At 75.5% G+C, this 19,128-nt stretch carries 16 protein-coding genes and 1 pseudogene; 12 read left to right on the plus strand and 5 right to left on the minus strand.

The genetic code is table 11. The features are described 5' to 3' along the window. Nucleotides 1-89: 89 nt before the first annotated feature. The 4 genes and pseudogenes from OVA14_RS10185 to OVA14_RS10200 all read left to right on the plus strand — a co-directional run. Nucleotides 90-779, plus strand: a pseudogene (locus tag OVA14_RS10185) (ABC transporter transmembrane domain-containing protein); the annotation flags it as partial. Between the two features lie 292 nt (nt 780-1,071). Beyond that, entirely contained in the window at nt 1,072-1,599 is a 528-nt protein-coding gene (locus tag OVA14_RS10190; RefSeq protein WP_267505562.1) for an ATP-binding cassette domain-containing protein, read from the plus strand. Further along, entirely contained in the window at nt 1,596-3,326 is a 1,731-nt protein-coding gene (gene cydC, locus OVA14_RS10195) for a thiol reductant ABC exporter subunit CydC (protein ID WP_267505563.1), read from the plus strand. Before OVA14_RS10190 ends, cydC begins: the two co-directional genes overlap by 4 nt. A 99-nt stretch (nt 3,327-3,425) precedes the next feature. Further along, nucleotides 3,426-3,713, plus strand: coding sequence for a hypothetical protein (locus OVA14_RS10200; RefSeq protein WP_267503769.1), 288 nt, complete (start codon nt 3,426-3,428; stop codon nt 3,711-3,713). 13 nt (nt 3,714-3,726) lie between these two features. Here the strand turns inward: OVA14_RS10200 and OVA14_RS10205 are convergent, their stop codons facing one another. Together OVA14_RS10205 and OVA14_RS10210 are read right to left on the minus strand one after the other, a co-directional pair. Beyond that, nucleotides 3,727-4,452: a DedA family protein gene (locus OVA14_RS10205; protein WP_267505564.1), complete on the minus strand. Its 726-nt coding sequence runs from the start codon at nt 4,450-4,452 to the stop codon at nt 3,727-3,729. Continuing rightward, complete coding sequence (locus tag OVA14_RS10210; RefSeq protein ID WP_267503770.1) at nt 4,452-5,324, minus strand: aminotransferase class IV; 873 nt, start codon at nt 5,322-5,324, stop codon at nt 4,452-4,454. Before OVA14_RS10210 ends, OVA14_RS10205 begins: the two co-directional genes overlap by 1 nt. Nucleotides 5,325-5,830: 506 nt before the next feature. Between OVA14_RS10210 and OVA14_RS10215 the strand changes: the two genes are divergently transcribed. Next, a complete protein-coding gene (locus OVA14_RS10215; RefSeq protein WP_267503771.1) occupies nt 5,831-6,652 on the plus strand; it encodes an anthranilate synthase component I family protein in 822 nt (273 codons plus the stop codon). Nucleotides 6,653-6,773: 121 nt separating this feature from the next. Here OVA14_RS10215 and OVA14_RS10220 read toward each other — a convergent pair whose 3' ends face one another. Further along, nucleotides 6,774-7,244: an SRPBCC domain-containing protein gene (locus OVA14_RS10220; RefSeq protein ID WP_267503772.1), complete on the minus strand. Its 471-nt coding sequence runs from the start codon at nt 7,242-7,244 to the stop codon at nt 6,774-6,776. A 126-nt stretch (nt 7,245-7,370) separates the two neighbouring features. Between OVA14_RS10220 and leuS the strand changes: the two genes are divergently transcribed. The 4 genes from leuS to holA all read left to right on the plus strand — a co-directional run bounded on the left by leuS (nt 7,371) and on the right by holA (nt 13,980). Then, nucleotides 7,371-9,914: a leucine--tRNA ligase gene (gene leuS, locus OVA14_RS10225; RefSeq protein WP_267503773.1), complete on the plus strand. Its 2,544-nt coding sequence runs from the start codon at nt 7,371-7,373 to the stop codon at nt 9,912-9,914. A gap of 67 nt (nt 9,915-9,981) precedes the next feature. Next, nucleotides 9,982-10,584, plus strand: coding sequence for a ComEA family DNA-binding protein (locus OVA14_RS10230; RefSeq protein WP_267503774.1), 603 nt, complete (start codon nt 9,982-9,984; stop codon nt 10,582-10,584). 3 nt (nt 10,585-10,587) lie between these two features. Next, nucleotides 10,588-12,816 (plus strand): ComEC/Rec2 family competence protein, encoded by a 2,229-nt coding sequence (locus OVA14_RS10235; RefSeq protein ID WP_267503775.1) that lies wholly within the window; start codon nt 10,588-10,590, stop codon nt 12,814-12,816. Nucleotides 12,817-12,825: 9 nt separating this feature from the next. Next, complete coding sequence (gene holA, locus OVA14_RS10240) at nt 12,826-13,980, plus strand: DNA polymerase III subunit delta (protein WP_267503776.1); 1,155 nt, start codon at nt 12,826-12,828, stop codon at nt 13,978-13,980. A gap of 275 nt (nt 13,981-14,255) precedes the next feature. On the opposite strand, the gene rpsT is transcribed toward holA, so the two are convergent. Continuing rightward, complete coding sequence (gene rpsT, locus OVA14_RS10245) at nt 14,256-14,516, minus strand: 30S ribosomal protein S20 (protein WP_267503777.1); 261 nt, start codon at nt 14,514-14,516, stop codon at nt 14,256-14,258. A gap of 239 nt (nt 14,517-14,755) precedes the next feature. Between rpsT and lepA the strand changes: the two genes are divergently transcribed. Genes lepA through hemW form a run of 3 tightly spaced genes read left to right on the plus strand, consistent with a single transcriptional unit; the run spans nt 14,756 to nt 18,461 of the window. Then, nucleotides 14,756-16,606 (plus strand): translation elongation factor 4, encoded by a 1,851-nt coding sequence (lepA, locus tag OVA14_RS10250; protein ID WP_267505565.1) that lies wholly within the window; start codon nt 14,756-14,758, stop codon nt 16,604-16,606. Continuing rightward, the gene (locus OVA14_RS10255; protein ID WP_267503778.1) at nt 16,603-17,241 is read left to right on the plus strand and encodes a DUF1990 family protein; all 639 of its coding nucleotides are present in this window, start codon (nt 16,603-16,605) and stop codon (nt 17,239-17,241) included. Before lepA ends, OVA14_RS10255 begins: the two co-directional genes overlap by 4 nt. A gap of 2 nt (nt 17,242-17,243) precedes the next feature. Further along, a complete protein-coding gene (hemW, locus tag OVA14_RS10260; protein ID WP_267503779.1) occupies nt 17,244-18,461 on the plus strand; it encodes a radical SAM family heme chaperone HemW in 1,218 nt (405 codons plus the stop codon). A 51-nt stretch (nt 18,462-18,512) separates the two neighbouring features. Here the strand turns inward: hemW and OVA14_RS10265 are convergent, their stop codons facing one another. Beyond that, the gene (locus tag OVA14_RS10265; RefSeq protein WP_267503780.1) at nt 18,513-19,115 is read right to left on the minus strand and encodes a hypothetical protein; all 603 of its coding nucleotides are present in this window, start codon (nt 19,113-19,115) and stop codon (nt 18,513-18,515) included. Between the last annotated feature and the right edge of the window lie 13 nt (nt 19,116-19,128).

Genomic DNA, 19,128 nt, shown 5'->3' on the forward strand with positions numbered 1-19,128 from the left:
GCACGCCGCGCGCGCCGCTCGATCCGCGCCTCCTCCGGCACGCGCGCGCGATCCGCGGGCACCTGGGCGCGGAGGCGCTCGTCGCGCTCGTGCAGGCGGTCGCGACGGTCGCCTTCGCGTGGTTCGCGGGCCACGCGGTCGCCGGCGTCGTCCGCGCCGCCGAGCCCGCCCTCATCGCGCCCGACCTGCTCGCCGCCGCGGGCGCGGTGCTCGTGCGCGCCGCCTGCGCGTGGCTGTCGGGGTCGATGGCGCCCGCCGCCGCGGCGCGCGTGCAGTCGCAGCTGCGGGAGGCCGCGCTCGCCCGGATCGGGTCGCACGGCAGCCCCGTCGGGGCGGCGGACGCCGCGACGGCGCTGGGTCCTGGCCTCGCTGCCCTCGACGGCTGGTTCGGGCAGTTCCTGCCGCAGCTCGTGCGCACGGTCGTCGTCACGCCCGTCGTCGTCGCGGCGCTGTGGCTGCAGGACGCGTTCAGCGGCATCGCCGTGCTCGTGTGCCTGCCGCTCATCCCCGTCTTCATGGTGCTCATCGGCCTCGCGACCGAGCGCGTGCAGCGCGACCAGTGGACGGCGACGCGGCGCCTCGCGCGCTCGTGGCTCGACACGCTCGAGGGCCTCGCGACGCTGCGCCTCTACGGCCGCGACCGGCGCGCCGAGCGCCGCGTCGCGCAGCTGGGCGACGAGCACCGCACCCGCACGATGGCGGTGCTGCGCGTGTCGTTCGTGTCGTCGCTGGTGCTCGAGCTCGCCGGCAGCCTCGCGGTCGCGATCGTGGCCGTCTCGGTGGGCGTGCGCCTCGTCGAGGGCGACATCGCCATCGCCCTCGCCTTCAGCGTCCTGATCCTCGTGCCCGACGCCTTCCTGCCCGTGCGGGCCGTGGGCGCCGCCTTCCACGCCTCCACCGAGGGGCTCGAGGCCTCGCGCGCGGTGCTCGACCTCGTCGACGCGCCGGAGGCGCCCGCGCGGCCCGAGCCGGCGCGCGGCGCGGGTCTCGTCGTCGACGCGCTGGAGGTGCGCCGCGGCGAGCGCTGGTTGCCGCCCGTGTCGCTCGCGGCCGCGCCGGGCGAGCCTCGTCGTGCTCGCGGGACCCTCGGGCGCGGGCAAGACGAGCGTGCTCGCGGCGCTCCTCGGGCTCGCGGCCTCGCGCGGCCGGGCGGGGCTCGACGGCCGCGCCGTCACGGCCGCCGACCTCGCGTGGGCGCCCCAGGGCGCCTGGGATGCGGTGGTCACGGGCAGCGTGCGCGACAACCTCGCGCTCGGCACCACCGGCGCCTCCGACGGCGCGCTCCTCGCCGCGCTCGACCGCGCGGGCGTCGAGGTGCCGCTCGACGCGAGGCTCGAGCCCGCGACGGGCGGCTCGCTCGGGCTCTCGGGCGGGCAGGCGCAGCGCGTGGTGCTCGCGCGCGCCCTGCACCGCGTCGCCTCGGGCGCGCGCATGCTGCTCGCCGACGAGCCCACGAGCGCGCTCGACGCGGCGGCGGAGGCGCGCGTGCTGCAGGGCCTGCGCGCGGCGGCCGACGAGGGCGCGATCGTGCTCGTCGCGAGCCACCGGGCGGCGGTGCTCGCCGAGGCCGACCGCGTCGTGCGGGTGGGGGAGCGATGAGCGCCGCCGCAGGACCGGACGCGGACCGCTCGAGCGCGGCCGCCCTCGTCCACGACGGAACGCACGGGCCCTCGGGCGCGCGCCGCGTCGACCTCTCGAGCGGCCGCGCCCTGCTGCGCTCGCTCGGCGGGGGCCGGGCGACGAGCGCGGGCATCGCGGCGGCCGCGCTCACCGCCGTGCTCGCGATCGCGCTGCTCGGCACCGCCGGCTGGCTGCTCGCCGCAGCCTCCTTCCAGCCGCCGATCCTGCACCTGCAGATGGCGATCGTCGGCGTGCGCGCGTTCGCGATCGGTCGCGCCGCGGGCCGCTACCTCGAGCGGCTCGTCTCGCACGACGCGGCCTTCCGCATGCTCGGCGCCGCGCGCGGCGCGGCTTTCGCGGCCCTCCGGCCCGTCGCGCCCGTGGGCCTCGGCCGCTCGAGCGAGCTCATGCCGCGCCTCGTCGGCGACGTCGACCGCCTGCAGGACCACCCGCTCCGCGTCGTCGGGCCGCTCACCGCGAGCGGCATCGCCGTGGGCCTCGCGATCGCGACCGTCACGTGGATCCTGCCCGCGGCGGGCCTCGCGCTGCTCGTCGCGGTCCTGCTCGCGGGCGGGGCCGCGGCGCTCCTCACGGCGCGCATCGCCGGCCGCGCCGACGCGACGCTCGGGCCGCTGCGGTCGCAGCTGTCGGCGATGCTCGTCGACCACGTGCGCGCGCTCGACCTGCTGCGCGCCTACGGCGCCGAGGAGGGCCGCCGCGCCGCGATCCTCGCGCTCGACGGCCGCATCGCGCGGCTCGCGCGGCGCCAGGCGGTCGCCGCCGGCGCCGGCGCCGCGGTGCTCGCGCTCGCCGCCGGCGGCAGCGTGCTCGTGGCCACCTGGATCGCCGCGCCCGCCGTGGTCTCCGGCGGCCTCTCGGCGCCGCTCGCGGCGCTCGTCGCGCTCGTCGGGCTCGCGGTCTTCGAGGTGTGGGGCGCGGTGCCGCCTGCGGTCATCGCGTGGCGCGAGTCGCGCGCGGCGGCCGAGCGGGTCGTCGGCGCGATGCCCGGGCCTGCGGCGATCGCTGCCGTGCCGGCCGAGGAGGGCGACGACGAGGCGCCCGCGGGCGCGCTCGAGCTCGACGGCCTGCAGGCTGCGTGGCCGGGCGCCGGGCCCGCGATGGCGCCCGTGTCGCTCCGCGCGGACCCGGGCGAGACGATCGCGGTCGTGGGCGCCTCGGGCGCCGGCAAGTCGACGCTCGCGATGGCGCTCGTGCGGCTCCTGGAGTCGAGCGGCGGCTATCGCATTGGCGGCCGCGACGTGCGCGGCATCGCGCCCGATGCGCTGCGCCGCACCGTGCTGCTCGTCGAGCAGCGGCCGCACGTCTTCGACGAGGACCTCGAGCAGAACCTCCGCTTCGCCCGGCCCGAGGCGACCGAGGAGGAGCTCTGGACTGTGCTCGCGCGCGTCGGCCTCGACGGGTGGGCGCGCGAGCGCGACGGCCTCGCGACGCCGCTCGGGGAGCGCGGCGAGCTCGTCTCGGGCGGCCAGGCGCAGCGCATCGCGCTCGCCCGCGCGCTGCTGGCCGAGGCCCGCGTCCTCGTGCTCGACGAACCCACCGCCTCCGTCGACCCCGAGCTCGCCGAGCCGCTGCTGCGCGAGATCCTCACCGCCGCGCGGGGCGAGGGCCGCATCGTGCTCGCGATCAGCCACGTGCCGCTGCCCGCGGGGCTCGCGCACCGCGAGCTGCGCGTCGAGGCGGCGTAGCGCGGGAGGGTGCCCGTCACGATCCGATGACGATGCGGCACCGCCGCCTGCGCCGACGGCGCGGCTCCCGCATCCTGGGAGCGACAGGGGGAGGCACGCATGCGCAGGGATCGCACCGCCGTCGCGCTGATCGTCGGCGCCGCCCTCTCGGGCCTCGTCGGCTGCGCGGGCCCGGCGCCCGCCGCCGCGACGGATGACCGCCGCATCACGAGCGCCGGCGAGCACGGCATGGAGGCGCTCCTCGAGGGCGTGACCTTCGAGGTCGACGACGGCTGCGTGGTGCTGCACGTCGGCGGCGGCACCGGCAGCGGCGTGCCCGACCACGCGATCGGCGGCGCCTGCCGCGAACGGCCCGAGGACGACTGGCTCGTGAGCTCCGAGCTCTAGGTCGTTCGCTGCGCTACGTCGTTCGCTCGTCGCGGCTCGGCGCGTCGACCGGTCGGGCGTCGCGCTCGGCCGCGTCGCGCTCGGCCGCGGCCGGCTCGTCGTCCTCCAGGTGCCGCGCCTCGAGCCGCGACAGCAGCCGCTTCACGAGGTAGACGCCGACGACGAAGACGCCGATCACGGCGACCATCACGTAGCCCGCGCCGTGGAGGCGGTCGGCGAGCTCGCGGTACGTGCCGCCCGCGAGCCAGCCCGCCGTCGCGTAGGCGGTGCCCCAGAGGAGGCACGCGGGGATCGTCCAGGCCAGGAATCGCCGGTAGGGCATGCGCGAGGCGCCCGCGATGAGCGGCACGAGCGAGTGCGCCACGGGCAGGAAGCGCGAGAGGAAGATGGCGATGCCACCGCGGCGCGAGAGGTAGCGCTCGGTGCGCGCCCACCGCAGCGCCGCCTTCGGCCAGCGCCTGCCGAGCCAGCGCTCGATCCGCGGCCCCAACCAGCGGCCGATGGCGAAGCCGATGCTCTCGCCCGCGATCGCGCCCGCGAGGGTCGCCCCGATGAGCGCGAGCCACCACGGCCACTCCTCGATCGCGAGCGCAGCGATGATGACGACGGTGTCGCCCGGCACGAGGAGGCCCAGCAGCACGCTCGTCTCGAGCAGCATCGCGAGCCCGGCGAGGAGCGTGCGGGTGAGCGGGTCGATCGAGCCGACGAAGCCGAGCAGCGCGTCGACCCACTGGTCGATCACGACCTGCCCCCGCGGGGGCGGGTGCGGAGGCCGTCGAGCCGGGCGCGCCACGCGTCGACGCGCGTCGGGGGCGCGAGCTCGGGACCGCCGTGCCAGCGCGCGACGCCGCGGATGCCGCGGAGCGCGTTCGCGAGCCACACCTCGCAGCCCGCGAGGTCGTCGGGCGAGGCGGCCTCCTCGACGAGCCGCACGCCGTCGATGCGCGCGACCTCGGCGAGGACGGCCGCGGTCACGGAGGGGAGGCGCACGACCTCGGCGGCGGGCACGTGCAGCGCGTCGCCGCGCCACCACAGGAGGGCCGACCAGGCGCCCTCGGCGACGCGCCCGCCGGGGGCGAGGATCGGCTCGACCGCCGTGCCGACGCGCGCGGACTCCTCGGCCTGCAGCGCAGCGAGGGCGACGAGGTCGGGCCCCTTCGTCAGCGGATGCGCGCGCGGGTCGCGCGCGGCCGTCACGACCTCGACGGAGCGCTGCGCGGGCGGCGCGGGGCGCAGCCGCAGGCGGAGGCCCTCGGGCGTGAGGTCGACCCGCGGCGACCAGCGGCCGTCCGGCACGACCGACGCGGCCCGACGCACGATCGAGCGCGCGTCGAGGCGGTCGCCGCCGACCGCGGCGACGGCCTCCTGGAACCGCTGCGCGTGGCGGTCGAGCGCGAGCACGCGGCCGTCGACGACGAGCCACGAGTCGGCGGCGAGCGTGCGGGCCGCCGCGGCGTCGGCGTCGTCGACCGGCTCGAGCGCCGAGCCCGTCCACGCCCATCCAGGGGTCGCCCTCGGAGCCGCGGCGTCGGCCGAGGGCGCCGCCGCGTCGGTCGCGGCGCCCTGCGCCTGCGCGGGCGCCGCGGCGGGCGGACGGGCGGGCGCGCTCATAGGATCGAGCGTATGCCAGGCACCTCGGCGCCGCTCCTGCCGCACCTCGGCGCCCGCTGGGCGACCGATGTCGCGACGACCCCGGAGGCCGCCTTCGCCGCCCTCGAGGCGGCCGCCGAGGGCGGCGACGTCGTGTGGCTCGACTCCTCCTCGGAGGGCTCGCACGTCATCGGCGTGGGGGCGCACCGCCTGCTCGTGGAGGACGGGGCCGCCCGACTCGACGGCGAGCCGATCGCCGGCGACGCGATCGCGGCGCTCGAGGGAGCCCGCTCGGCCCTGCCGGGCGCCTGGGTGGGCTGGCTCGGGTACGAGGCGGGCGTGCGGATGCTCGGGCTCGACCCTTCCGCGCCATCGCGCTTCCCCGAGGCGGCCTGGCTGCTGCTCGACCGCTGGGTCGTGGTGGCCGAGGGCCGCGCGCGCTGCAGTCGCGTGACGGCGTCGCCTGGGCGCTGCCCACGGCGCCCGCCCCGGCCGATGGCCGGCTCGCGCCCGGGTCCGCCTCGCCCATGGACCCGCGCCTCCTCGCCTGGCGCGACGCCGACGACGCCTACGCCGCGGAGGTCGAGCGCTGCCGCGACCTCATCCGCGACGGCCACTCCTACGTGCTGTGCCTCACGACCGCGATCGAGGCCCCGCCGATCGATGCGATCGCGACCCACGCGCGCCTCCGCGCCGCGAGCCCCGTGCACCACGGCGGGCTGCTGCGCATCAGCGGCACGACGCTCTCGAGCGCGAGCCCCGAGACCTTCCTGCGGGTCGAGGGCGGCACGGCCACGACGCGGCCCATCAAGGGCACGCGGCGCCGCGGGGCGGCCGACGACGCGGCGCTCGCGCGCGAGCTGCACGAGAGCGTGAAGGAGCGCGCCGAGAACGTCATGATCGTCGACCTCTGCCGCAACGACCTCCAGCGCGTGTGCGAGCCGGGCTCGGTGGCGGTGACGAGCCTGCTGGCGATCGAGAGCTACCCGACGGTGCACCAGCTCGTCTCGACCGTCGAGGGGCGCCTGCTGCCGGGGCTGGGCCCGCTCGACGCGGCGCGGGCGCTCTTCCCCGCGGGCTCGATGACGGGCGCGCCCAAGCGCCGCACGGTCGAGCTGCTCGCCGAGCTCGAGGGCGCGCCGCGAGGCGTCTACTCGGGATGCTTCGGCGTCGTCGCGGGGGAGGCCTGCCAGCTCGCGATGGTGATCCGCTCGGTCGTCTCGGACGCGAGGGGCACGCACATCGGCGTCGGCGGCGGCATCACGGCGCTCTCGGAGCCGGCAGCCGAGGTCGAGGAGCTGCACGTGAAGGCCGCGGCCCTCCTCGCCTCCCTCGTCCCCGCCTCCTGACTCGATCCGCTGGACCGCTCGCCGATCCGGCTGTGGTCACCTGCGGCCCCGCCTGTGGTCGCTTCGCGTCCACCGCAGGCCTGCCGGAGGGCGCGAACCGACCACACCCGGGCCGCGCGGCTCAGGCAGCGAGGCCCTCCGCGAGCTCCACGAGCTCGTCGAGCTCCACCGTCCAGCCGGCCGCGAGCGCGCGCAGCGCCTCGCGCTTCGAGGCGTCGTCGCCCTCGAGCGGGAACCCCGACTCCACGAGGTGCACCTGCGTCGCGCCGTGGAGCTCCTGCAGGTCGATCTCGACGACCGAGGCGCGGTCCGAGAGGATGCCCTCCGCCCACGAGAACGCCACGCGGCGCTCGGGCTCCACCGCGAGGAAGCGGGCGGCGAGCACCACCTCGCCCGTCCAGGCGAAGCGGCCCGTCGCGCCCTCCACGACGCCCTCCGGGAACGCGGCGATGTCGCCGAGCCAGCGCGCCAGGAGGTCCGGCTCCGTCAGGCAGCGCCACACGGCCGAGCAGGGCGCGTCGACCGAGACGATGCGCGTGACCCGCGCCGCGGGCACGTCGACGGTCGCGGGCGGGTTCTCGAACTCCGGCACCGACGACCTCCCCTCGGTGTGCGCGACGGCTCTGGCACTCGATCCTGCCACGCCCCCGAGGCTCGCGCCGCCGTAGGATGGTGAGTCGTCGTGCCGCCTCCGGCCGACGTCATCCAGGAGCTACGCGTGACCGACGAGACCTACGACTTCGCCCGCATCCAGCAGCGGTGGCTGCCCGTGTGGGACAGCATCCGACCCTTCGCGACCGACGACGAGACGGATGCGCGCCCGCGCAAGTACGTGCTCGACATGTTCCCGTACCCCTCCGGCGACCTCCACATGGGGCACGCGGAGTCGTACGCGTACGGCGACGTGCTCGCGCGCTACTGGCGCCAGCAGGGCTTCAACGTGCTGCACCCCATCGGCTGGGACTCCTTCGGGCTGCCCGCCGAGAACGCCGCCATCAAGCGCGGCATCGACCCGAAGGCGTGGACGCTCGACAACATCGAGCAGCACAAGCGCTCGATGCGGCTCTACGCGACGGCGTTCGACTGGGACCGCATCCTGCACACGAGCGACCCCGGCTACTACAAGTGGAACCAGTGGCTCTTCCTCGAGCTGCACAAGGCGGGCCTGGCCTACCGCAAGCCCTCGAACGTCAACTGGTGCCCCAAGGACCAGACGGTGCTCGCGAACGAGCAGGTCGTCGACGGCCTCTGCGAGCGCTGCGACACCCCCGTGGTGAAGAAGAAGCTCACCCAGTGGTACTTCAAGATCACCGAGTACGCCGACCGCCTGCTCGACGACCTCAACCAGCTCGAGGGCCGCTGGCCCGAGAAGGTGCTGCGCATGCAGCGCAACTGGATCGGCCGCTCCGAGGGCGCGGAGGTGGAGTTCGAGATCGAGGGCCGCAGCGCCCGCGTGCCCGTCTTCACGACCCGCCCCGACACCCTCCACGGCGCCACCTTCCTCGTCGTCGCGCCCGACTCCGACCTCGCCGCCGAGCTCGCGGCCGGGGCCGAGGACGCGGCCGTGCGGATGCGCTTCCAGGACTACCTGGAGCAGGTGGGCCGCATGACCGAGATCGACCGGCAGAACGCCGAGCGCCCGAAGACGGGCGTCGAGCTCGGCCGCTTCGCGATCCATCCGCTCACGGGCGAGCGCCTGCCGATCTGGGCCGCCGACTACGTGCTCGCCGACTACGGCCACGGCGCCGTGATGGCCGTGCCCGCGCACGACCAGCGCGACCTCGACTTCGCGCGCGCCTTCGACCTCCCGGTCAAGGTCGTGGTCGACACGAACGCGCCAGTCACGGGCGTCATGCCGATGATCCCGCTCGACGACGACGGCAACGCGATCTGGCCCGAGGAGGCGCCGGCGCTCGACCCGGCCACGACCGGCGAGGCGCTCACGGGCGACGGCCGCCTCATCAACTCGGGCGAGCTCGACGGCCTCTCGAAGGCGCACGCGATCGGCCGCATGATCCAGCTGCTCGAGGCGAAGGGCGTCGGCCGCGCGGCCAAGACCTACCGCCTGCGCGACTGGCTCATCTCGCGCCAGCGCTACTGGGGCACGCCCATCCCGATCATCCACACCGCCGACGGGCAGGAGGTGCCGGTGCCGCTCGAGCAGCTGCCCGTGGTGCTGCCCGAGGCCGAGGGCCTCGACCTGACGCCCAAGGGCGCGAGCCCCCTGGGCGCGGCCGAGGAGTGGGCCACGGTGCCCTCGCCGATCGACGGCACCCCCGCGCGCCGCGACCCGGACACGATGGACACGTTCGTCGACTCGTCCTGGTACTTCCTGCGCTTCCTCAGCCCGAACGACGACACGCAGGCGTTCGACAAGCGCGAGGTGGACCGCTGGGCGCCCGTCGACCGCTACGTCGGCGGCGTCGAGCACGCGATCCTCCACCTGCTGTACGCGCGCTTCATCACGAAGGTGCTCTTCGACCTCGGCCACGTGTCGTTCACGGAGCCCTTCGAGTCGCTGCTCAACCAGGGCATGGTGATCCTCGACGGCGGCAAGATGTCGAAGTCGAAGGGCAACCTCGTCACGCTCTCGGAGGAGCTCGACCGCTTCGGCGTCGACGCGATCCGCGTGACGATGTCGTTCGCGGGCCCGCCCGAGGACGACATCGACTGGAAGGACGTCAGCCCCGCCGGCGCCCAGAAGTTCCTGGCGCGCGCGTGGCGGCTCTCGAACGAGGCGCTCGCGAAGCCCGGCACCGACCCGAAGGGCGGCGACCGGGGCCTGCGCCGCGAGACGCACCGCTTCCTCGCGGATGCGCCGGGCCTCGTGGAGTCGCTGAAGTTCAACGTCGTCGTCGCGCGCCTGATGGAGCTCGTGAACGCCACCCGCAAGGCCGTCGACGGCACCGTGGGCGCGGGGGATCCGGCCGTCCGCGAGGCGGTCGAGACGATCGCGCTGGGGCTGTCGCTCTTCGCTCCGTACACGGCCGAGGACATGTGGGCGAACCTGGGCTTCGAGCCCTCGGTCGCGAACGCCGGCTGGCGGAAGGCCGACCGCTCGCTGCTCGTGGAGCAGACCGTCACCGCCGTCGTGCAGGTGAACGGCAAGGTGCGCGACCGCCTCGAGGTGGCCGCCGACATCGACGCCGACGAGCTCGAGCGCCTCGCGCGCGCCCTGCCGGGCGTGGCGCGCACGGTGGGCGACTCGGAGGTGCGGCACGCGATCGTGCGCGCGCCGCGGCTCGTGAACCTCGTGGTCTGAGGCGCTTCTCCACACGCTCGCGCCCCGTCTGCTCCGGCAGGCGGGGCGCGGCCGTACGGTCGCCCGCGTGGTCGGAGCGGCATCGGGGTTCGGGGGCGAGGGCGGCTCGCGCTGGCGGTTGGGCGCGGGCGCGGCCGTCGTGCTCGTGCTCGGCGCGGTCGCGGGCGGTGTCGTGCAGCAGGTGGCCCAGGACGTCGCGCCGCCGCCCGTCGCCGTCTCGGCCGCGCCGGCCGTGACCTCCGCGGCCTCCTTGATCGTCGACGTGCAGGGCGCCGTGGCCTCGCCGGGCGTCTACACGCTGCCCGAGGGCGCTCGGGTGCTCGACGCGATCGCCCGTGCCGGGGGAGCGGCGGAGGGCGCGGCGCCCGGCGGCCTGAACCTCGCGCGGCCTGTCGTCGACGGCGAGCAGCTGCTCGTGCCGACCGAGGAGGAGGCGGCGGCGGGTGCGGCGGGCACGCCGGCGATGGGCGGGCCCGGTGGGCTCGTCTCGCTCAACCGCGCCGACGCCGCGACGCTCGAGACCCTGCCGCGCGTGGGCCCGGCGCTGGCCGGCGCGATCCTCGCCCACAGGGAGGAGCACGGCCCCTTCACCGACGTCGCGCAGCTCGACGACGTGCCCGGGATCGGCCCGGCGCTGCTCGCGCAGCTGACGCCGCTCGTGACGCTCTGAGCCGTGCACGACCTCCGGCTCGCGATCCCCGTGGGCGTGGCGTGGGCGGTGCTCGCCGTGCTGACGACCACGGGCCACCTGGGCGTCGGCGCGATCGCGGCGGCGCCCGTGGCGGTCGTCATGCTGATCGGCGCGTCGTGGCTGCCGGAGCGGGCCGCGTCGGGCGTGCGGCTCGGCGCGGTCGGCGTCGCGCTCTCGGCGGCGCTGCTCGCCGGCGCGGTGGGCGCCGCGGAGGCCGGGCTCGATGCCTGCGATCAGCTGACGCTCGTGCTGCTCGGGGAGGCACCGCCGGCCGAGGTGGTGGTCGTCGGGTGCGACGGCGCCGGGGCGGTGCGGTCCGCGATGCTGCTGCGCGCGCCGGAGGCCGTCGACGGCGCCGCGCTCGCGATCGGCGCGACCGCCGTCGGCTCCTGCGACGCGTGGCTCGACGGCGCGCGGTGGCTGCTCGCGTGCGACGCGCTCGAGGTGGGGGAGCCCGAGGCGTGGGCGGCGTGGGCGAGCCCGCTGCGCGACGGGCTGCTCGCGGCCTCCGCGTCGCTGCCCGGTGGCGGCGGCGAGCTCGTGCCGGGGCTGTCGATCGGCGACACCCGGCGGCTCTCACCCGGGCTCGAGGCGGCGATGCTGGAGACGGGCCTCAGCCACCTCACCGCCGTCTCCGGCGCCAACTGCGTCATCGTGGTCGGGGCCGCGTTCCAGGGGATGGCGGCGCTCGGCGCGCCTCGCTGGGCGCGGGTGCTCGTCGCGGCCGCCTCGCTCGCGGGCTTCGCGCTGCTCGTCACGCCGGAGCCGAGCGTCGTCCGCGCGGGCGCGATGGCGGCGATCGCGCTGCTGGGCATCGCGACGGGGCGCCGCACGGGCGCGCTCGCGCTCCTCGCGCTCGCCGTGCTGGTCGTGCTCGCGGTGCAGCCGCACCTCGCCACGAGCCCCGGCTTCGCGCTCTCGGCCCTCGCCACCTGCGGCCTCGTCGTGCATGCGGCACCCATCGCCCGCGCGCTCGCCCGCTGGCTGCCGATGCCGCTCGCTGCGCTCATCGCGGTGCCGACGGCCGCGCAGCTGTGGTGCCTGCCCGTGCTCGTCGTGCTCGATGCGCAGGTGAGCCTCGTCGCGGTGCTCGCCAACCTCCTCGCCGGCCCCGCCGCGCCGATCGCGACGATCGCGGGCCTCGCCGTGTGCCTCGCGGCGCCGCTCGCGCCCGGCGTCGCCGCAGCGCTTGCCTGGATCGCGTGGGTGCCGGCCGCGTGGATCGCGGGGGTCGCGGAGGCCTCGCGCACGCTGCCCGCCGCGCAGGCGCCCTGGCCCGCGGCGCCGTGGGGCGCGGTCGCCGCCGCCGCGGTGCTCGCCGCGATCGTGCTCGGGCACGCGCGCGGGCGACTGCTGCGCGGCGCCGCGATCGCGACGGCGATCGGCGTGGTCGCCTCCGGCACCGCCGCGCTGCCCGGCCTCCGGATGGGTGCGGTCTCCGACTGGCGCATCGCGCAGTGCGACGTCGGGCAGGGGAGCGCGACGCTCGTGCGCGAGGGCGGCGCGACCGTGCTCGTCGACGTCGGGCCGGACCCGGCGCCCCTCGCTGCCTGCCTCCGGATGCTCGGCGTCGCCCGCGTCGACCTGCTCGTGCTCACGCACTTCGACCGCGACCACGTGGGCGGCGTCGACGCGGTCGTCGGTCGCGTCGGGGCGGTGGTGCACGGGCCGCTCGACGAGCGCGCGGCTCCGGTGACGGAGGCGCTCGCCGCGGGCGGCGCGACCGCGGCCGAGGCCGATCGCGGCGACGCCTGGCACGTCGGCGCGATCCGGGTGGAGGCGCTGTGGCCGACGGGTCAGGACGAGCCCGGCAACGACGCGAGCGTCGCCGTCGCGCTCGACCTGCCCGGCGAGGGCCTCGAGCTCGTCGTGCTCGGCGACCTCGGGGCGGAGGCGCAGGCGAGGCTGCTGCGCGAGGGCGCCCCGCGGGCCCGGGTCGTGGTGGCGGCCCACCACGGCTCCGCCGACCAGCTGCAGGCGCTCTACGGGGCGATCGGCGCATCCGTCGGGCTCGTGGGCGTCGGGCCCAACGACTACGGGCACCCGACCGGCGAGGCGCTCCGCATCCTCCGTGACACCGGCGCCGAGCCGCTGCGCACCGACGAGCGCGGCACGATCGCGCTCGAGCTGTCGCCCGAGGGCGTGCGTGTGTGGTCGGAGCGCGAGCCGTCGGGGCCACCAGGATCGGGCGACGTCGGCGGCCCGCCCTAGGCTGGAGGCATGGCGGCGGCGAGCATCCCGAAGATCGGGTGGGACCAGATCTCGCCCGCGCCCGTCGTGCTCGTGTTCGGCAAGGAGGGCTTCCTCGCCGATCGCGCCGTGCAGCGCCTCAGGGCGCTGCTGCTGCAGGAGGATCCGGAACTCGAGGTCAGCGACCTCGATGCCGGCCAGTACAGCGACGGCGCGCTCGAGCTGCTCGCGAGCCCGTCGCTGTTCGACGAGCCGCGCCTCATCCGCGTCGCGAACGGCGTGAAGGCCACCGACGCCTTCATCGAGGACGGCCTGCGCTACCTGCAGGCGCCCGTCGACGGCACGACGCTCATCATCCGCCACGACGGGTCCACGGTGCGCGGCAAGAAGCTGCTCGACGCGATCCGCAGGACGCCCGGCGCGCTCGAGGTCGTCTGCCAGCCGCTCGGCCGCGGCGACATGATCCCCTTCGCGCGCAACGAGCTGCGGCTGCTCGAGCGCGACGCGACGCCCGGCGCCATCGCGGCGCTCGTGGACGCCTTCGCGAGCGACATCGCCGAGCTCGCGAGCGCGATCCGCCAGGTGGCGGTCGACACGGAGGGGCAGATCACCGAGCAGACGGTGCGCACCTACTACGCCGGCCGCGTCGAGACCACGGCCTTCGCGGTCGTCGACGCCGTCATCGCCGGCGATGTCGCACGTGCGCTCGTCACCCTCCGCCAGGCGGTCGCGACGGGCGCCGATCCCGTGCCGATCGTCGCCGCGTTCGCCATGCGGTTCCGGCAGCTCGCGAAGGTCTCGGGCGCACAGGGCGGCGACGGCCAGGCGGCGCGCGCGCTCGGCATGCAGGAGTGGCAGCTGCGGAACGCCCGCCGCGACCTGCGCGGCTACACCGACGCCACGCTCTGCGACGCGATCGAGCAGATCGCCGTCGCCGACGCGGCCGTCAAGGGCGCCGAGCGCAGCCCCGCCCACGCGGTCGAGCGCCTCGTGCGGCAGGCTCGCCGCCCGCGCGGCCTGACCCCGCCGGCGCACCCCCGACCTGCCCGCGGGCGACGCGTCCGCGATCGATCGGCGACTCCGGCCACCGTGCGGCGCCCCCTGCCCCCGATTGGCGACCTCTGCCACCGATTGGTGCTATCTGCCATCGACTGGCGCCTTCTCGTCGACTGTGGCGCCGTTTGACGACCATTCGGCGCCACTCAGCGTGAGACGTCGCCGATCACGAGCCACTCGTCGCCACTCATGGGCGATTCGCCGCCACTCGCGAGCCCTTCAGCGCCAGTCAGCGTGAGACGTCGCCGATCAGCAGTCGTTCGTCGCCACTCAGCGCCAGACCTCGCCGATCACGAACAGATCGGCGCCGCTCGTCGTGAGGCGACCCCGGCCGACGGCGCGAGGAGCCCCGGGGACGACGAAGGGGACCCCGCCAGGGGTCCCCTTCGGTCAGACGGCTCGGATCAGAGCGCTGCGACCTGCTTCGCGATGGCCGACTTGCGGTTCGCGGCCTGGTTGCGGTGGATCACGCCCTTCGAGACGGCCTTGTCGAGCTTCTTGCCCGCGATCGCGAGCTTCTGCTCGGCGACGGCCTTGTCGCCCGCGGCGACGGCCCTGCGAGCCTCGCGCACGGCGGTGCGGAGCTCCGACTTCACGGCGCGGTTGCGCTGCGTCGCCTTCTCGTTGGTGAGGATGCGCTTGATCTGCGACTTGATGTTCGCCACGTGGGTGTCCTTCTTCTGGTCGAGGATGGTTCGGCGGCGGCCGTGCGTCCCGTCCGGGACCCCGCCGCGACCCGCTCCTCGCTCGAGGCGCACCTGCGCACGCGAGGAAAGGGGAAGCCAGCGGACAACGATACCAGCGAGCCAACCCGCCTGCAATGCGGCCGCCCGGCACGGCGCGATCCCGCCCGCTCGGCTGTGGGAAGATGGGGAGTCCCGCATCCGACCCCGAGAAGGACCCAGTGAGCCCCCGAGCGACCAAGGCACTCGAGCCTGCTGCGACCGATCCGGCGCGGATCCGCAACTTCTGCATCATCGCGCACATCGACCACGGCAAGTCGACCCTCGCCGACCGGATGCTGCAGCTCACGGGCGTCGTTGACGACCGCTCGATGCGCGCGCAGTACCTCGACCGCATGGACATCGAGCGCGAGCGCGGCATCACGATCAAGAGCCAGGCCGTGCGCATGCCGTGGGAGGTCGACGGCGAGACCTTCGCGCTCAACATGATCGACACCCCGGGCCACGTCGACTTCACGTACGAGGTGAGCCGCTCGCTCGCCGCGTGCGAGGGCGCGATCCTGCTCGTCGACGCCGCCCAGGGCATCGAGGCGCAGACCCTCGCCAACCTGTACCTGGCGATGGACAACGACCTCGAGATCATCCCGGTCCTCAACAAGATCGACCTGCCGGCCGCCGACCCCGACAAGTACGCGGCCGAGATCGCCGGCCTCATCGGCGGCGACCCCGCAGACGTGCTGCGCGTGAGCGGCAAGACCGGCGTCGGCGTCGACGCGCTGCTCGACCGCGTCGTGCAGACGGTGCCCGCGCCCACGGGCGACGTCGACGGCCCCGCCCGCGCGATGATCTTCGACTCCGTCTACGACGCCTACCGCGGCGTGGTCACCTACATCCGCATGGTCGACGGCGCGCTGAAGCCGCGCGAGCAGATCACCATGCTCTCCACGGGTGCCAAGCACGAGGCGCTCGAGATCGGCGTCTCGGCCCCCGAGCCCATGCCCTCGAAGGGCCTCGCGGTCGGCGAGGTCGGCTACCTCATCACCGGCGTGAAGGATGTGCGCCAGTCGAAGGTGGGCGACACCGTCACGACCGCCAGGCACGGCGCGACCGAGCCGCTCAAGGGCTACGCCGACCCGAAGCCGATGGTCTTCTCGGGCCTGTACCCGATCGACGGCTCCGACTACCCCGACCTCCGCGAGGCGCTCGACAAGCTGAAGCTCTCGGACGCGGCGCTCGTCTACGAGCCCGAGACCTCGGTCGCGCTCGGCTTCGGCTTCCGCTGCGGCTTCCTCGGCCTCCTGCACCTCGAGATCATCACGGAGCGCCTCGAGCGCGAGTTCGGCCTCGACCTCATCGCGACCGCGCCCAGCGTCGTCTACGAGGTGCAGACGGAGGACAAGCACGTCCACGTCGTCACGAACCCGAGCGAGTTCCCCGAGGGCAAGATCCACTCGGTCGTCGAGCCGATGGTGCGCGCCACGATCCTCGCCCCCAAGGACTACGTGGGCCAGATTATGGAGCTGTGCCAGTCGCGCCGCGGCACGCTCGGCGGCATGGAGTACCTCTCGGAGGACCGCGTCGAGCTGCGCTACCGCCTGCCGCTCGGCGAGATCGTCTTCGACTTCTTCGACCAGCTGAAGTCGCGCACCCAGGGCTACGCCTCGCTCGACTACGAGCTCGACGGCGAGGAGGAGGGCGACCTGGTCAAGGTCGACATCCTGCTGCAGGGCGAGCAGGTGGATGCGTTCAGCGCCATCGTGCACAAGGACAAGGCCTACGCCTACGGCGTGCTCATGGCCGGCAAGCTGCGCGAGCTCATCCCGCGCCAGCAGTTCGAGGTGCCGATCCAGGCCGCCGTCGGGGCCCGCATCATCGCGCGCGAGACGATCCGCGCCATCCGCAAGGACGTGCTCGCCAAGTGCTACGGCGGCGACATCACGCGCAAGCGCAAGCTGCTCGAGAAGCAGAAGGAGGGCAAGAAGCGCATGAAGATGGTCGGTCGCGTCGAGGTCCCCCAGGAGGCGTTCATCGCCGCGCTCTCGACCGGCGAGACGAAGAAGGACGGCAAGTGAGCCGCCCCATCGCGGAGCGCCCCACGAACTACGGCGCGGTCGGCGCGACCGCGCACTTCGACTTCCACCGCTTCCCGCCGAAGGGCTTCGAGGTCGTGCAGCGCCGCGCGCGCATCGGCCACGGCCGCTCGCGCTACGAGGCGGCGATCGCGGCCCTGCGCACCTGGAAGGTGCAGCGGCTCTCGGGCATCGAGATCGATGTCATGGGCACGGAAGAGGGCACGGTCTACCGGCCCGTGGGCTTCGAGGGCCAGGAGGCGACCCGCGCCGCGAGCATCGAGCCGCAGCAGACCTTCGGGCCCGACGGCGAGCCGTTCCTGCAGCCGGGCGACTCGGTCGACCAGCGGATCCGCGTGGCCGGGGTCACCTTCCACGCCCCGATGCGCGTCATCGCGGTCGAGGAGGAGGCGACGAGCCACGGCGTGATCCTCGGCTCGCTCGACGGCCACCCGCTCGCGGGCGAGGAGCGCTTCACGATCGAGATCGCCGAGGACGAGTCGGTGTTCCTGCACTTCCGCGCGATCGTGCGCAACCAGGCATGGTGGGCGCGCGCCGCCGCGCCGATCGCCGACGCCGTGCGCCGTCGCCACCACGAGCGCTTCATGGACGTGCTGCGCTCGATCGACGTGCCCTGACGATGGGTCGCCTGCCCGAGGGCGTGCCCGCGCCCGCCGACGGCCGGCTGCCTGCGTCCGCGGCACCCGACGCCGCTGCGCCCGCGCCCTTCGGCGCCTACGTGCACATCCCGTTCTGCAGCGTGCGTTGCGGCTACTGCGACTTCAACACCTACACGGCCGATGAGCTGCGCGGCGCGACGCGCGCGGGCTACCCGGCCGACGTCGCCGCCGAGATCGCGCTCGCCGCGGAGGTGCTCGCGGAGCTCGGCCCGCAGCGTCCGCTGCGCACGGTCTTCTTCGGCGGGGGGACGCCGACGCTGCTGCCGGCCGCCGACCTCGTGGGGATGCTCCATGGGCTCCGCGAGGCGTTCGGGATCGAGCCGGGGGCCGAGGTGACGGTCGAGGCCAACCCCGACTCGATCGACGCCGCGGGCCTCCGCGCGCTCCGCGAGGGCGGCGTCACGCGCGTCTCCTTCGGCATGCAGTCGGCGGTGCCGCACGTGCTCGCCGCGCTCGACCGCACGCACGACCCGGCGCGCGTCCCGGTCGTCGCCGCCTGGGCGCGCGAGGCGGGGCTCGAGGTGAGCCTCGACCTCATCTACGGCGCGCCGGGGGAGTCGCTCGACGACTGGCAGCGCTCGCTCGATGCCGCGGTCGCGATCGGCCCCGACCACGTCTCGGCCTACGCGCTCATCGTCGAGGAGGGCACGGCGCTCGCGCGCCGCATCCGCCGCGGCGAGCTCTCGGTGCCGGACGACGACCTGCAGGCGTCGATGTACGAGGCGGCGGAGGCGACCCTCTCGGCCGCGGGCTACGCCTGGTACGAGGTGTCGAACTGGGCGCGCGGCGACCGCGTCGCCCGGCACAACCTGGCCTACTGGCGCGGCCACGACTGGTGGGGCTTCGGCCCCGGCGCCCACAGCCACGTCGGCGGCGTGCGCTGGTGGAACGTCAAGCACCCCGCGGCCTACCGCGACCGCCTGCACGCGGGCTCCTCGCCCGCGCTCGCGCGCGAGGAGCTCGACCCCGAGACGCGCCGTGTGGAGCGCGTGCTGCTCGAGACGCGCATCGCCGACGGCCTCGACGTCGCCGTGCTCGACGCCGAGGGGCGCCGCGCGGTCGCGGGGCTCGTGGCCGAGGGTCTCGTCGACGGCCGCGCCGCGATCGGCGGACGCGTCGTGCCGACGCTCCGCGGGCGGCTGCTCGCCGATGCGGTGGTGCGGCGCCTGCTGCCCTGAATCTCAGCGGCCCCGCGCCTCAGGAGCCTTGAGCGTCAGCTGCCCCGCGCCTCAGCGGCCCCGCGCCGCCCAGACGGCGACGGTGACGAGCTGCACGACACCCGCCGCGATCGCGGCGGCCGAGCCCCAGGGCTGCCCCGCGAGCACGCCGGCGACCGTCCCCACGGCGCCGACCGCGGCCACGGCGAGGCCGAGCCGCACGAGCATCCGCTCCCGGAACGCCCACGCGAAGGGCAGGAAGTGGAGGCCGACGCACACCGCGATCCACGAGGGGCCCGCGTGCGCCGCGCCGAGCGCCTCGAGCGCCGCCCGACCGAGCGCGATCGCCGCGAGCATCGCCAGGACCGACGCGGCGTAGGCGAGGCCCGCGAGGCGCCGCGGCGTCGCAGGAGGCCCCATGGCCCTGCGACGTACGAAGAGGAGCACGATGCAGCCCACGGCGAGCACCGCGATCGCGGCGCGCAGCGCCACGAGCAGGCCCGCCGACAGCTCGCCGTCGCCGTTCGCGAACCCGAACACGACGCCGCCGACGACTGCGACGAGGGCGCCGACGCGCCTCGGATCGGCGGGGTGCTCGCCCCGCGCCATCGCCTGCCTGGCGCCGTCGGGCATGCGTCGCATCCAGTCGGGCTCGTGCGTCGTCGCGGGATCCATCCGCCGAGCATGC

This window comes from Agrococcus sp. SL85, assembly GCF_026625845.1.
In the GTDB taxonomy this organism is placed as follows: Bacteria; Actinomycetota; Actinomycetes; order Actinomycetales; family Microbacteriaceae; genus Agrococcus.

Bases quoted from the DNA above. Each gene is read 5' to 3' on its own strand.
- OVA14_RS10215 (WP_267503771.1), top strand. From the start codon at position 5,831: ATGGACCCGCGCCTCCTCGCCTGGCGCGACGCCGACGACGCCTACGCC.
- cydC (WP_267505563.1), top strand. From the start codon at position 1,596: ATGAGCGCCGCCGCAGGACCGGACGCGGACCGCTCGAGCGCGGCCGCC.
- OVA14_RS10200 (WP_267503769.1), top strand. From the start codon at position 3,426: ATGCGCAGGGATCGCACCGCCGTCGCGCTGATCGTCGGCGCCGCCCTC.
- hemW (WP_267503779.1), top strand. From the start codon at position 17,244: ATGGGTCGCCTGCCCGAGGGCGTGCCCGCGCCCGCCGACGGCCGGCTG.
- holA (WP_267503776.1), top strand. From the start codon at position 12,826: ATGGCGGCGGCGAGCATCCCGAAGATCGGGTGGGACCAGATCTCGCCC.
- OVA14_RS10210 (WP_267503770.1), bottom strand. From the start codon at position 5,324: ATGAGCGCGCCCGCCCGTCCGCCCGCCGCGGCGCCCGCGCAGGCGCAG.
- OVA14_RS10265 (WP_267503780.1), bottom strand. From the start codon at position 19,115: ATGGATCCCGCGACGACGCACGAGCCCGACTGGATGCGACGCATGCCC.